The sequence below is a fragment of the Microbacterium altimontanum genome, from assembly GCF_058349865.2.
The window spans coordinates 42,914-56,220 of the sequence record NZ_JBYRJB020000005.1 but is presented as its reverse complement, the minus strand read 5'-3'; the positions used below and the strand labels follow the sequence as shown (position 1 = coordinate 56,220).

The 13,307-nt window shown below is 67.8% G+C and carries 10 protein-coding genes; 5 read left to right on the top strand and 5 right to left on the bottom strand.

The genetic code is table 11. The annotated features are described in order from the left end of the window. The first annotated feature begins 12 nt into the window (after nt 1-12). From rsmG to AC3RX1_RS09805, 5 genes are all read left to right on the top strand, one after another. Entirely contained in the window at nt 13-651 is a 639-nt protein-coding gene (rsmG, locus tag AC3RX1_RS09825) for a 16S rRNA (guanine(527)-N(7))-methyltransferase RsmG (protein WP_491501057.1), read from the top strand. Nucleotides 652-1,888: 1,237 nt separating this feature from the next. Continuing rightward, nucleotides 1,889-2,836: a ParA family protein gene (locus AC3RX1_RS09820; protein WP_491501056.1), complete on the top strand. Its 948-nt coding sequence runs from the start codon at nt 1,889-1,891 to the stop codon at nt 2,834-2,836. Further along, nucleotides 2,836-3,867, top strand: coding sequence for a ParB/RepB/Spo0J family partition protein (locus AC3RX1_RS09815; RefSeq protein ID WP_491501055.1), 1,032 nt, complete (start codon nt 2,836-2,838; stop codon nt 3,865-3,867). Before AC3RX1_RS09820 ends, AC3RX1_RS09815 begins: the two co-directional genes overlap by 1 nt. A 40-nt stretch (nt 3,868-3,907) precedes the next feature. Further along, nucleotides 3,908-4,270 carry a tryptophan synthase subunit alpha gene (locus tag AC3RX1_RS09810; RefSeq protein WP_491501054.1) on the top strand — a complete coding sequence of 121 codons (363 nt, stop codon included), beginning with the start codon at nt 3,908-3,910 and terminating at the stop codon, nt 4,268-4,270. A 180-nt stretch (nt 4,271-4,450) separates the two neighbouring features. Continuing rightward, nucleotides 4,451-6,346, top strand: a complete 1,896-nt coding sequence (locus AC3RX1_RS09805; protein ID WP_491501053.1) for an APC family permease — start codon at nt 4,451-4,453, stop codon at nt 6,344-6,346. Nucleotides 6,347-6,445: 99 nt separating this feature from the next. On the opposite strand, the gene trxA is transcribed toward AC3RX1_RS09805, so the two are convergent. The 5 genes from trxA to AC3RX1_RS09780 form a co-directional block, all read right to left on the bottom strand. Continuing rightward, nucleotides 6,446-6,769 carry a thioredoxin gene (trxA, locus tag AC3RX1_RS09800; protein WP_491501052.1) on the bottom strand — a complete coding sequence of 108 codons (324 nt, stop codon included), beginning with the start codon at nt 6,767-6,769 and terminating at the stop codon, nt 6,446-6,448. 66 nt (nt 6,770-6,835) lie between these two features. Then, nucleotides 6,836-7,828: a thioredoxin-disulfide reductase gene (gene trxB / locus AC3RX1_RS09795; protein ID WP_491501051.1), complete on the bottom strand. Its 993-nt coding sequence runs from the start codon at nt 7,826-7,828 to the stop codon at nt 6,836-6,838. 100 nt (nt 7,829-7,928) lie between these two features. Beyond that, nucleotides 7,929-9,245 carry an NAD(P)/FAD-dependent oxidoreductase gene (locus AC3RX1_RS09790; RefSeq protein WP_491501050.1) on the bottom strand — a complete coding sequence of 439 codons (1,317 nt, stop codon included), beginning with the start codon at nt 9,243-9,245 and terminating at the stop codon, nt 7,929-7,931. Nucleotides 9,246-9,315: 70 nt separating this feature from the next. Beyond that, nucleotides 9,316-10,911 (bottom strand): murein biosynthesis integral membrane protein MurJ, encoded by a 1,596-nt coding sequence (gene murJ / locus AC3RX1_RS09785; RefSeq protein ID WP_491501049.1) that lies wholly within the window; start codon nt 10,909-10,911, stop codon nt 9,316-9,318. Then, nucleotides 10,908-13,160 (bottom strand): DUF6049 family protein, encoded by a 2,253-nt coding sequence (locus AC3RX1_RS09780; RefSeq protein ID WP_491501048.1) that lies wholly within the window; start codon nt 13,158-13,160, stop codon nt 10,908-10,910. Before AC3RX1_RS09780 ends, murJ begins: the two co-directional genes overlap by 4 nt. Nucleotides 13,161-13,307: the final 147 nt, after the last annotated feature.

The following is a 13,307-nucleotide window of genomic DNA, read 5'->3' as shown; positions in this document are numbered from 1 at the left end:
ACGTGAAACGCCATGACTGACGAGCTTTCCCCTCTCGAAGAAGAGCCGGCAGCGGCGGCGCAGGTCTTCGGCGATAGGGTCCATCTCGCGCGGCGCTTCGCCGGCGCGCTTGGCGAGCACGGCGAGGAGCGCGGCCTCATCGGGCCGCTCGAGCGCCCGCGACTCTGGACCCGTCACATCCTGAACAGCGCGGTCATCGCACCGTTGTTCTCCGGCCGGGTCGCCGACGTGGGATCGGGGGCCGGCCTGCCGGGCTTGGTGCTGGCGATCGCTCGGCCCGACGTCGAGTGGGTGCTCATCGAGCCCATGGAACGTCGGGTTGCATGGCTTCGAGAGCAGTCGGATGCGCTGGCGCTCGCGAATGTTCACGTGGTTCGGGCGCGCGCTGAGGAGTACCGGCCTCACTCACTGTTCGATGCGGTCACCGCCCGGGCGGTGAGCGCGTTGCGTACCCTCCTCCCCCTTACTGCACCGCTCGTCCGTGATGGTGGTGAACTCATTCTGCTCAAAGGCAACAGTGCCCCCGCCGAGATCGAGGCGGCGCAGAAGCAGCTGCGGAAGTTCAAGGTCACCGACGCGCATGTCGAGGTTGTCGGTGAGGGCGTCGTCGACGAGCCATCGCGCGTCGTCCGCGCCCTCGTGCGGGCGTGACCGACTGTTTCACGTGAAACGCACGCCGTCGAGGTCGCATTCCTCCTGTGCGCCCCGCCCCGTGATGGTGAGGTGCCTTGTCGTTCAGTGTTGCTGAGGTGCCGACGCGTTCGCGATGCGTGGACCGAGAGCGCGGCTCACTGACCGTCATGCGGCGTGACGTTTCACGTGAAACACGATGTTTCGGCGTGTGGCCGCTTCACTCGCCGCGACTGGCCGCGGCTACTGTGGGGCCGCTGGCATGTGTGGCGCGGCGTGCCTCGGCCGGCCCGGGCACGGTCGGTGCGTCGGTCCCCGAAGCGCTCATGAACGCCAAGGACGACGATCACGCATCATGGGCGTCACGTTTCACGTGAAACGGTAACGCCTGTGCGCGGGGTGCTCGCAAGGAGCGCACAACGATCACTGGGCGCCGAGAGTGAGAGGTACGGAGGGTGGAGTTCACGTGAAGCGCCGCTCCTTCCCTCGGCTTATGCGTGCACGCGGTCAGTACGGGTCCTCCTCGTTCACACAGCTGCCGACGCCTCGATGCCGAGAGTCCGTCGCCAGGCCATATAGGGGACTCCCGCGTTGCACCGCGAACGGGGCCTGGACCGGCAGGCTGCTCCAGACGTCCCACCGCTTCTACGAGGCATGCAGCGTTTCACGTGAAACGGTCACAGAGCCGCAGTGTCCGGTGGCGAACAGGGGCGGGATCAAGCGGCACACGGGCCGGCCCATGTGTCCGTAGCGCCGGACCGCGGAGGCGCGGCTCCGCGGTCCTCGTGCGCGGTGGACAGCCGGCGGTCATCATCCGTGGCAATGCGCGATTCGAACCTTATGGAAGTGCGCCGGTCGCGGCATCCGTTTCACGTGAAACTCCGAATCAGCGGGGCCGCCCCCAAGTGCGCGCGCAACTGAGTGAGCTCTTCGGTGGGACGCGTACCGGCAGGTTCGTCGTCGATGTCGACGCGGGTCCAGGCGTCCGGCGATCGTGGTGCTCATCTGCCAGCCGACCGAATCAGCGGCACCACGTACATGGGAAGCGCTGCGGGAGCGGCGCCCACGACGGAGCAACTCCCGCGCATGGCGGTCCGTTGGCGTCGAGAACAACCGTTTCACGTGAAACGGCGCACACTCGTCCGTCGCGAGCCCCGCGGAAACGGTTCAGCCTTCGACACCCGATGAACAGGGAAGGTCGCAAGCGCCGATTAGACTGGACGAGGTCGACGGCACGCGAAGAGGGAGTGTGTTTCACGTGAAACAATCCGAGAACTCGGACACCGCCACATTCGACCCCCTCACCGACAGCCCCATCGCTCGCGAACTCGCGGACCTCTCGGCGCGACGCAAGTCCCTCGAGGCCACGACGGTGGCTCTTCCCGGCGTCACCCGCGTGATCACGGTGTCGAACCAGAAGGGTGGTGTCGGCAAGACCACGACGGCCGTGAATCTCGCTGCCGCCCTGTCATCGGTCGGCGCACGAGTGCTCGTCATCGACCTCGATCCGCAGGGCAACGCATCCACCGCTCTCGGAATCCCGCACAGCGCCGAGACTCCCAGCGTGTATGACGTGCTGATCGATGAGTTCCCCATCTCGGATGTCGTTCAGACCAGCCCGGAATCCGATCTCCTCCAGTGTGCGCCGAGCACGATCCACCTCGCTGGAGCTGAGATCGAACTGGTCTCACAGGTCGCGCGGGAGCACCGTCTGCGCACCGCTCTCGAGGATTACCTCGCGTCCGTCGACGTCAAACCCGACTTCGTCATCATCGACTGCCCCCCGTCCCTCGGTCTGCTCACCATCAACGCCTTCACCGCGGCCGACGAGGTGCTCATCCCCATCCAGTGCGAGTACTACGCGCTCGAGGGTCTCAGCCAGCTTCTCGGCAACGTGCGGATGATCCAGAAGCACCTGAACCCCGCGCTCCACGTCTCCACGATCGTCCTCACGATGTACGACGGCCGGACGCGCCTTGCCCAGCAGGTCGCCGACGAGGTCCGGGCTCATTTCACGGATCAGGTGTTGGGGACCGTCATTCCCCGTTCCGTGCGGGTGTCCGAAGCGCCGAGCTTCGGTCAGACGGTCATCGCGTACGACGGTCAGTCGGCCGGAGCCATTGCCTACCGCGAAGCCGCGGTCGAGATCATCCAGCGATACGAGAAGTCGCACGCAGAGGCGACAGCGAATGAAGGAGGCGCCTGATGGCGGCCAAGCGGACAGGACTCGGTCGGGGGATCGGGGCACTCATTCCCACGGGAGAAGCAACCCAGGAACGACCCGTCGACGTCTTCTTCCCCGGTGCAAGCACCCGCAGCACCACCGTCAAGAGCAAGGAAAAGGAAGCCCCGGCCTCCGACGCCGCCGGCACCAAGGACGAGCCGGCATCCGGAGCGCCTCAGGATGCTGACACCGCCGACCTCGTTGCGGTTCCCGGAGCGCGACTGATCCACGTGAATCCCCTGGAGATCGTGCCCAACCCGCGCCAGCCGCGAACCGTGTTCGATCCCGACGACCTCGCCGAGCTCATCCACAGCGTCCGGGAGTTCGGCGTGCTGCAGCCGGTCGTCGTCCGCCAGAACGCCGACGGCGACTATGAGCTCATCATGGGCGAGCGCCGAACCCGCGCGGCTCGCGAAGCCGGCCTCGAATCGATTCCGGCCATCCTGCGCGACACCGCCGACGAGCACCTGCTCCGCGACGCTCTCCTCGAGAATCTCCACCGCTCCGAGCTCAACCCGCTCGAGGAGGCATCCGCGTACCAGCAGCTGCTCGAGGACTTCGGCATCACCCAGGAGGAGCTCGCCGGCCGAATCGGCCGCTCACGCCCGCAGATCAGCAACACCATCCGGCTGCTCAAGCTGCCCGTTCCCGTACAGCAGCGCGTTGCTGCGGGAGTGCTGACCGCCGGCCACGCCCGCGCGATCCTGTCCCTCGAAGACACCGATTCCATGCAGCGCCTCGCCGACAAGATCGTGAACGAAGACCTCTCGGTGCGGGCCGCCGAAGCTGCGGCGAAGGCGAAGGATGCCGGAGCCAGCCGTACGGCACCACCGAAGGCGGGAGCACGCAAGGCGTATCTCGACGATGTTGCTCATCGGCTGGGCGATCGGCTCAACACGAAGGTCAAGGTCTCTCTCGGCGCTCGAAAAGGCCAGATCAGCATTGACTTCGCCACGATTCAGGACCTCAACCGGATTCTGGACGAACTGGGGGAGTCGACGTACGGCGCATGACGCCGAGCCGCAGCACAGCGTGCCCGCGTAGGCTGGGACGATGACCGACCGAGCAGACGACGCCCGTGACGTGAGCATTCCGCGTCGCGCGAGCCTGGAACTGCTGCGCGCGGAAGCCGCCGACGAGCTGGCGGTGCTCGTCCAGGAGCGTCTGCTCGGCGGTGAAGACCCGTGGGACTTCATGGAGGATCTGCCCACGGTCGATGAACTCGTCGTCCTGACCCTGCGCGCGGAGAACATCGCGGCAAACGGCGGCGTGCGACCGAACGCGAGCCGGCACTACCGGGTGCTGCGGCAGATCTCGATCGAGTACCCCGCGCTCACCCCCGCCGTATGGCGGCTGCTCGGGGAAGCCAACACGCACCGCCGCTGGGATGCGGTCGTGCAGGCCGACGCATCCTGAACCACGACAGCCTGCCGGCGTCCCTGATGCGGGAGTCCGACTCATCCTGCCCCAGCGCGCGCATCCGCTGACGCGCCGCACGACCAGACCACGGTGATCGCCGATCGGCGTACGGTGGGGACCGGCGACCCGCCCGCGGGGACGGGCCGTGACATCGAATCACACGAGGAAGTGTCACCGATGAGCAGCACGAAGAGCGAGCCAGAACCCGTCACCGGAACCTTTGAGGCCGCCGACAGCGGCCTCAAGCGCAGACTCTCCCTGACGCAGCTCCTGCTCCTCGGCGTCAGCGCGCAGATCGGCTCGGGCTGGCTCTTCGGCGTCCTCGCCGCCGCCGGCGTCGCGGGTCCTGCCGCCATCCTGTCGTGGATCATCGCCTCCGTCCTGGTGTTCCTCATCGCGCTGACGTATCTCGAACTCGGCGCGATGCTGCCCCGCTCGGGCGCGATCGTGCGATACACGTATCTGACCCATGGCTCACTGTCGGGCTGGATCATCGGATGGGCGTACTGGCTGTCGGTGGTGTCCATCCCGCCCATCGAGGCCGAAGCCACGCTCACCTACATCGGCGGGCGCTTCCCGGAGCTTCACCTGCTCACGAACGTCGATGGCGTGGATGTGCTGAGCTGGCCGACCGGGATTCTCGCCGGCTTCGCGCTGATGCTCGTCTTCTTCGCACTGAACTTCTTCGGTGCCCGCTTTCTGGCGGAGTCGAACCGCTGGGTGACCCTCTGGAAGATCGCACTACCGACGCTGACCTTCATCTTCCTGTTCTTCATCCTCAAGGGGCAGAACTTCACGAGCTACGGCGGCTTCGCGCCCCTCGGTGTCCCGCCGATCTTCCACGCGATCGCCACGACGGGCATCATCTTCTCGCTGCTCGGATTCCGGCAGGCGCTCGACTACGGCGGCGAAGCGCGCAACCCTCAGCGCAACGTTCCGCTCGCGACCATCGGATCGATTGCGATCCCGGCGCTCATCTACACGCTTCTCCAGATCGCGTTCATCGGCGCGCTGGACTGGAAGGACATGGGCCTCGCTCCCGGCTCATGGGACAAGCTCGTATCGGGGGGATGGGCCGACGGCCCGCTCTTCCATGCGCTCGACTCGGCCAACATGGCGGCTCTCGCCGCACTCGGCACGTTCCTGTTGATCGATGCCGCCGTCTCGCCGCTGGCCACCGGCTGGGTATACCTCGGAACCGGCGCGCGCACCGGGTACGGACTGGGTGTGCACCGCAACATCCCGAAGGCGTTCACCGCGAACAATCGTTTCGGCATCCCCTGGCTGCCGCTGGTGGTCTCCGCCGTCGTCGGCTGTGTGTTCTTCGTCCCGGCGCCCAGCTGGTACCAGCTCGTCGGCTTCATCAGCTCCGCCGCCGTGCTCACTTACATCATGGGCGGAGCCGGCCTGCCCGTGCTCCGACGAACCGCTGCATCCCTCAAGCGCCCGTTCCGCCTCAAGGGATACCGGTTCTGGTCACCGGTGTCGTTCCTCGCGGCGGTGCTGATCCTCTACTGGAGCGGATTCTCGACGCTCGCGAACGTGATCACGGCGACGTTCGTCGGCCTGCCGTTCTTCACCGCCTATTTCGCCTGGAAGCACAAGTGGATGAATGCCGCTTCGAGCATCATTGTCAGCGTCGTGTTCTTCGTGCTCTGGATCTGGGTGGCGGCGGCCGGCGGCTGGGTTCTCACGACCGGCGGTGGGCAGCGGCCCGGCGGCTGGCCGTTCCCGGTCTACTACCTCGCCTTCTGTGCGCTCGTCGTCGCTTTCTGCTTCGCGGTGTGGGTGACGAGCACGCTGGAGGCGCGGCAACACGTCACCGCGAACTGGTGGCTGATCTGGCTCTTGCTCGCATCACTCCTCATCGGCTACCTCGGCGAGTACGGGCCGATGACGCCCCCGGCGCTCGGCTACCCGTGGGGGATGCTTGCCGAGGTGGTCGTGGGTATCGTCGCATACGTGTGGGCCGTTCGGACCGGATTCGCGACCGACGAGATCAAGGACATCGTCGCGGCCGCCGGTGCGTCGGACGGCGCTGTCGAGGCGAGCGTCGAGGCGGACCGACCGTAGCCGAGTCGCGGACAGACCTCTGACCTCACCGTGCATGCCGACGCTGGCATATGACAGCCCCCGCGACGAGAACGTCGCGGGGGCTGTGTGAGAGGAACCTCAGCGGAGGTACTCGGCGAGGTCCTGCTCGAGTGCGAACTTCGGCTTCGCGCCGATGATCGAGGTCTTCACCTCGCCGTTCTGGAACACCTTCATCGCGGGAATCGAGGTGATCTGGTACTTCATCGCCAGATCAGGGTTCTCGTCCACGTTCAGCTTGACGATCGTGATCTTGTCCGAGTTCTCGCTCGCGATCTCGTCGAGGACCGGCGAGACCATGCGACACGGGCCGCACCACGCAGCCCAGAAGTCGACGAGGACGGGGCCATCAGCCTGCAGCACGTCCTGCTCGAAGGTGGCGGATGTGGTCGCCTTGGCGGTCATGTCTCTCCTTGGGGTGGTGGAAGTCGTTCACCTGCTGTAACGCTGACGCGGGGTGGTTTGTTCCGGTCAGACGGCGGACGCCGTGGCCGCCGGTCGACCGCCGATCTCGTCGGAGTCGACCTCGGGCGCCCCGGCCTCGCCGAGCACGGCCAGGTAGTGCTCGGCGTCGAGCGCAGCGACGGTGCCCGAGCCCGCGGCCGTGACGGCCTGCCGGTACGTCGGGTCGATGACGTCACCCGCCGCGAACACCCCGGCAGCCGATGTGCGAGACGAGCGCCCGTCGACCCAGACGGTGCCGGCGTCGGTCAGATCGAGCTTCGAGTGCACGAGGTGGGTCCGAGGGTCGTTGCCGATTGCGACGAACACGCCCGTCACCGGGAGCTCGCGGCGCGAGCCGTCGACGGTGGACTGCAGAACGACACCCGTGGTGGCGTTCTCACCGAGGATGTCGACGACCTCGCTGTTCCAGACGAACTCGATCTTCTCGTTCGCGAACGCGCGCTCCTGCATGATCTTCGAGGCGCGCAGCTCGTCGCGGCGGTGGATGACGTACACCTTGGAAGCGAAGCGGGTGAGGAAGGTCGCCTCCTCCATGGCCGAGTCGCCGCCGCCGACGACGGCGATCTCCTGCTCGCGGAAGAAGAAGCCGTCGCAGGTCGCGCAGTACGACACGCCGCGACCAGAGAGACGCTCTTCTCCCTCGATGCCGATCTTGCGGTAGGCGGAGCCGGTCGCGAAGATGAGCGCGTCCGATTCCTCGACCTTGCCGCTGCCCAGGGTGACCCGCTTGACCGGGCCCGCCACGTCGAGTTCGACGGCGTCGTCATAGGCGATCTCGGCGCCGAACTTCTCGGCCTGAGCCTGCAGCTTCGCCATGAGTTCGGGGCCCTGGATGCCCTCGGGGAAGCCGGGGAAGTTCTCCACCTCGGTGGTGTTCATCAGCTCGCCGCCCACGTCGACGCTGCTCGCGATGACGAGCGGATTCAGGTTCGCCCGCGCCGCGTAGATGGCGGCGGTGAAACCCGCGGGGCCTGATCCGATGATGATGAGCTGACGCACTGTATCTCCCTGTCTGCAGACGGTGCATCACCGTCTGGATGCCTCAACACATCGTAACCGCGGGGCATTCCAGCACCGGGAAGCACTCCCGCGACCGGGCCTACTTCTCGTTGTCGCCATCCGGCGCGAGGCGGGCCCTGGCGGTGGTGTCACGCCCGTGCGCGTATTCGTCCGGCTGATAGACCACGACCTGGGGACGGATGTGCGTGAGGTAATCCCAGCACCACGACACCACGGCACCGATGCGCTGCCGCATCCCCGACAGCAGCACGACGTGAACGCCGAGCCACGCGAGGAACGCGAGGGGTCCTCTCATTCCGACCCTCTTGGGCCCGATCTCCGCGACTGCGGCACCGCGGCCCACCATCGCCATGATGCCCTTGTCGCGGTAGTGGAAGGGAGTGCGGGATCCGCCGTGCAGATCGGCGAGGATGTTCCGGGCCGCCCATGAGCCGGCCTGCTGCGCCACCGAGGCGAGCTGCGGCATGCGGTTGCCCGACGCATCCGTCAGATTCGCTGCGTCACCGAGCACGTACACGCCCTCGACGCCTGGCACCGTGAGATCGGAGTTCACGTCGATCCGGCCCCCCTTGCCCTGCGGCAGGCCCGACGTCCCGAGCACAGAGCTGGCCTTGAGGCCGCCGGCCCAGATCACCGCGGGGCTCTCGATGGTCGTTCCGTCGGCGAGCGTCACGCCGGTCTCGGTCACCTCGGTCACGCCGCTGCCCAGCTTCACGCGCACGCCGATCTTGCCGAGCCGTCTGTGGGCGTAGTGCTGAGAGTCGGTGCTGAAGGGGCCGAGCACGGTCTTCACCATGTCGACGAGGTACACCGTGCAGGCATCGGCGAACTGCGGCGAGAAGTACTTCGAGACGACGTAGTCGAAGTTCTCGGCCAGTGCACCCGCGGTCTCGACGCCGGTCGGCCCCGCGCCGACGACCACGACCGAGAACGGATCCGGGCCCTGCACGTCGGCGGCCCCGTCGAGCATGCCGAGCATCCGCGAGGCGAGCGCCGTCGCATCGTCGACCGAGTACAGGGGATACGCGTGCTCCTGTGCGCCCGGAGTGTTGAAGAAGTTCGGCTCCGCGCCCATCGCGAGCACCAGGATGCCGCCCTGGAATGTGGATCCGTCGGCGGTCGTGACGGTGTGCTCGGCGGCGTCGATCTTCGTGACTTCGTCGATCTTCAGCTGCACACGACGGTGCCGGTGGAAGATGCCCCGCAACGGGCGGGCGACATCGGCGACGGAGATCTGGGCGGTCGCCACCTGATACAGCAGCGGCTGGAACTGGTGGTACGGATGCTTGTCGATCAGCAGCACGCGGACGCCGTCGCGCGCGAGCCGCGTCGCGGCCGCGATTCCGGCGAAACCGGCCCCGACGACAACCACGTCATGCGTCATCTTCTCGGCCATGCGTTCAGAGTAGGCAGGACGGATGCGTCGACAAGGTGGGTTGCGATGTCGGCGCCGAGCTTGTAGGGCCTCAGCGGCGCACGAGCCGCCGCACCGTGTCGAGCGCCGGGCGCAGTTCGGGTGCGCGCAGCAGCGCGAGGAAGGCGACGTAGACGACGAGGGCCACCAGGCCGATGACGGCCGTTCCGATCGCGCCGAGGAGGATGCTGCTGGCCATCCACCCCGAGATCCCGCCCGAGAGCACGAAGACGCCCCAGCCGACGAGGGCTGCCGGAATGGCGGCGAGCGTGAAACGGCCGAGGGCGAACATCCACGAGTGAGCGCCGAGATCACCGATCTTGCGATGCAGCAGCCACGTCGCGAGCACCAACTGGACGATCGCCGCGAAGGACTGCACGAGGGCGAGGCTTGCGGCCAGCAGCTCGATGCGCACGACTGCTCCAGCCGCGTAGGTCCCCGCGATCACGATGCCCGACTGCACGATCGTGAACAGGAACGGGGTCCGCGTGTCGTTGTACATGTAGAACGTGCGCTGGATCGTGAACTGCACGGCGTTCGGAATGAGCCCGACCAGGAAGGCCACGAGAACCAACGCGGCCGCGGCCGCGGTCTCGGGGGTCTTCGTGAACATTCGCGCTGCGGGAATGGCCGCCGCGGCGAGGGCGAACGTGGCGAAGACGATGAACACTCCGACAGTGCGGATGCTGCGGCCGATGTCCGTACGCACCTCTTCATGCCGCCCTGCGGCGGCGTGCTCGCTGAGTCGTGTGAAGTAGGGAGTGCCGATCGAGAGAACGATGAGCGAGTACGGGATCATGTACAGCAGCCACACGTTCTGCGACACGAAGATGCCCGGGTGGCCTTCCGCGGCGTCGGACAGGACCCGTGACTGGATGAGCCCGGCGATCTGGCCGAGCAGCACCATGAGGAACGTCCAGCCGGCGAGGCGACCGATCCTGTTCAAGCCCACACCACGCCACTGGAAGTCGGGTCGAAGCCTCAGGCCGGTGCGAGGCCAGAATGCGATGAGCACCCCCGCCTGCACCGCGATCCCGAGAGTCGCTGTTCCGCCCATGAAGGCGATGCTCGCGGGCGTCCACGCGACCACGGCGCCGATCGGCCCGAAGAGGCCGATGAACGCTCCGAATCCGGCGATCGAAACGATGTTGTTGATGATCGGCGCCCAGGTGAACGGTCCGTAGATCCGCCGCGCATTGAGCGCTTCGCCGACGAGGGCGTAAAGCCCGTAGAAGAAGATCTGCGGCAGGCACCAGTATGCGAACGCCGTGGCAAGGGCCTGCTGGTCGGGAGTGAATCCGTCGGCATAGAGCTGTACAAGCAGCGGTGCCGCGAGCATCGCGAGGACGGTGACGACCAGAAGGACGACCGTGCCCAGGGTGAACAGCTTCGAAATGAAGGCGCGCCCACTGTCGGGATGCGACGCCGCCTGCACGATCTGGGGAACCACGACAGCCGCGAGCAACCCGGTGGAGATGATCGCGTAGATATTGTTCGGGAGCTGGTTGGCGACGCCGAACGCGTTCCCCGCGGCGCTCAGTGCGCCGCCGAGCGCCGCAACGAGCACGATCTGGCGGAGGAATCCGGTGAGCCGCGAGACGACCGTTCCGGCTCCGATGAGCACGCTCGCGCGGCCGATGCTCGTCACAGGCTCTTCCCGTCGTCGTCGGTGGAGGGGGCGTCGTCATCCGCCGCAGCGTCGGCCGCGGCATCCGTGTTCTTCCTGCGTCGTGCGAGCACGGTGCGAACCAGGCCGATCACGAGGAACCCGCCGATCGCGATCCCGAGCGCGGTGAGGCCGATCGCCTCCCACTCGGCGTGCACCGTGACGTCGACCGCCTGCGGCGAGCCGATCTTCACCCCGGTGGGGCTGCGCAGCTGCAGGTCGAGGGTGACCTCGCCGTTGCCGATGCGCGCACGCACCGGGACAGGCGCACGGGTGGTGCTCGACGCGTGCGCGGTGACCTCCGTCACTGTCTGCACCTCGAGGCGAAGGTCGTCGGGTCGCGTGATGAGAGTGAGGTTCACCGGCCACGGCAGGTCATTGCGAACGGCGAACGGCAGTGTCGCGACCGTCCCCGCGAGGTTGATGCTGCTCGTGGGTGCCACGGAGACGGCGCCGAGCGTCGTGACGGTGGCGGCCCGGTGTTCGGCGATCGCCGTCGTCCAGCCGGTGGCGTCGTCGAGCCAGCCGCCGCCCATCAGCTGCAGGATCGTCGCGCGCTCGGGGCCGGTGAGGAGGGTCGGGTCGTCGAGGATCGAGGAGAAGTCACCGAGCTCGCGCTCGTCCCGGAGAAGCTGTCCGAGGGCGCCCACGCGCGCCGCGTCGCCCGACCCGTCCGTGATCGTCACCGGCTTCGCGGCCGCGGCGGTGAGCGACGCGAGCGTCGCCGGCGTCGTACCCGGGGCGCCGGTCACGGCTTCGACGGCCGACGAGAGGCCAAGGCTCGAGCGCAGGGCCGACCGATCGACGGCCACCAGCAGTGGCGCACTGCCCGCCTTCGCCGCCGCGAGCTCGAGGTACGCCGTCGCGGCCGACAGCGACGACCCCCGCACGGCCGGGTCGTCTTCGATCGACGCGGCCTGCAGCGCCGTCGATGTCGCCGAGTCGTACACGAGCACGTCCGCCTTGCCGGCGGTGCCGTGCGCGGCGGCGACACCGGTCGCACCCGACGCGGTCGAAGCAGAGGGGATGAGCGTGACGCCGGAGTCGCTGCCGCTCGAGCGGCCACTCAGCGCCGTGACGGACTTCGCGTCGGCTGTTCCAGTGAACGGCCACATGACGGCCGCGCGCGTGTTCTGACCGAGGAACTGCAGGGACTCGAGCGACGGGTACACGGGCTCGTTCGGCCCGGTCGTCTCGGTCGGGCTCGGCGTCGGGCTGGGTGAGAGACCGTCGGTCGCACCGACATCCGCGGGGCTCGGCACGCCGGGCTCGGGCGTCGCATCCGGATCGGGGATGAAGTCCTCGGGCTTCATGTACGACTGCAGCGACGTGGGCTGCAGGAGGGACGAACGGCCGTCGGCGAGCTGCGCCGCAACATCGGCATCCCCGAACTGCAGCGCGAACCGCTCGTTCGGCAGCACATCGAGGCGGGCGAGCCACCGAGTCGCGGTCTCGGGAGCCGAGGTTCCCAGCACACGGATGGCGGCCGGGATCGCCGGATCGATCGCGAGGATCGCCGACGTTCCCGCGACGGAGTTCAGCTGCGCCGTCAAGTCACCATCGGGCGCCGTGAGGGCTGTCAGCTCGTCGGCCGTGAGCAGGCCGGCGCTCAGCGGACCGGCCGTGATCGGAACGACCAGCCCGACCGGGGTGCGGCTCGTCGCATGCGGGTCGGGCACCACGACGACGCTCGTCGCTGTGCGGCTCTGCGCGGCGCCGCGGATCGTCGCAGAGATGCGGTGCACGCCCGGCGTGAGTCCCTTCAACGCCGGATCGTCGGCCGGAACGGAGACCATCGTCGCCTGCGTCTGGCCCGAGTCGACAGGGTCGATGGATGCCGTCGCGAGCGTCTTCATCGCCGCGTCGGGCGCCGATCCGCCGAGCCAGGCGGACAGCGCCGCTCGGTCGGTGATCGTCCCGGTTCCGATCTGCAGCGTCACATCGGATCCCGACAGCGCCGAAGCGGTGCCGTTGCGCAGCGTCGCCCACACCGAGAGCGAGCGGTCCTCGCGGAGGATGCCGTTTCCGGTCGGCGAGACGTACGCCTCCACCTCCCCGGAGAGGGTGGGTGTCGGCGTGGGAGTGGGGGTGGCGTCCTCCGCCTGTGCGGGAGCCGCGAAGAGCGGCCCGAGCAGGAGAGCCGCGATCGCGACCAGCGACGCGAAGCGCACCCGATTGCCGGTCCCGTTGCGCCGGCGTGCTGCAGGTCGAACCCGTGTGCGCGGGGTCACCCCGGGCTGCGCACCTCGACCTTCACCGGGGTCGACGCGGGCGCGCGGGTCGGGCCGCGAAGGGAGAGCGGCCCGTGACGCGCGCGTAGCGGGGTCGGAAGGTGTCACGGACATGGTGGTGAACCGTCCGCCCGGCACGAGACCGGC

Excerpts from the sequence above, each read along its gene's own strand:
- rsmG (WP_491501057.1), top strand. The coding sequence starts at position 13 with ATGACTGACGAGCTTTCCCCTCTCGAAGAAGAGCCGGCAGCGGCGGCG.
- AC3RX1_RS09815 (WP_491501055.1), top strand. The coding sequence starts at position 2,836 with ATGGCGGCCAAGCGGACAGGACTCGGTCGGGGGATCGGGGCACTCATT.
- AC3RX1_RS09810 (WP_491501054.1), top strand. The coding sequence starts at position 3,908 with ATGACCGACCGAGCAGACGACGCCCGTGACGTGAGCATTCCGCGTCGC.
- AC3RX1_RS09805 (WP_491501053.1), top strand. The coding sequence starts at position 4,451 with ATGAGCAGCACGAAGAGCGAGCCAGAACCCGTCACCGGAACCTTTGAG.
- trxA (WP_491501052.1), bottom strand. The coding sequence starts at position 6,769 with ATGACCGCCAAGGCGACCACATCCGCCACCTTCGAGCAGGACGTGCTG.
- AC3RX1_RS09790 (WP_491501050.1), bottom strand. The coding sequence starts at position 9,245 with ATGGCCGAGAAGATGACGCATGACGTGGTTGTCGTCGGGGCCGGTTTC.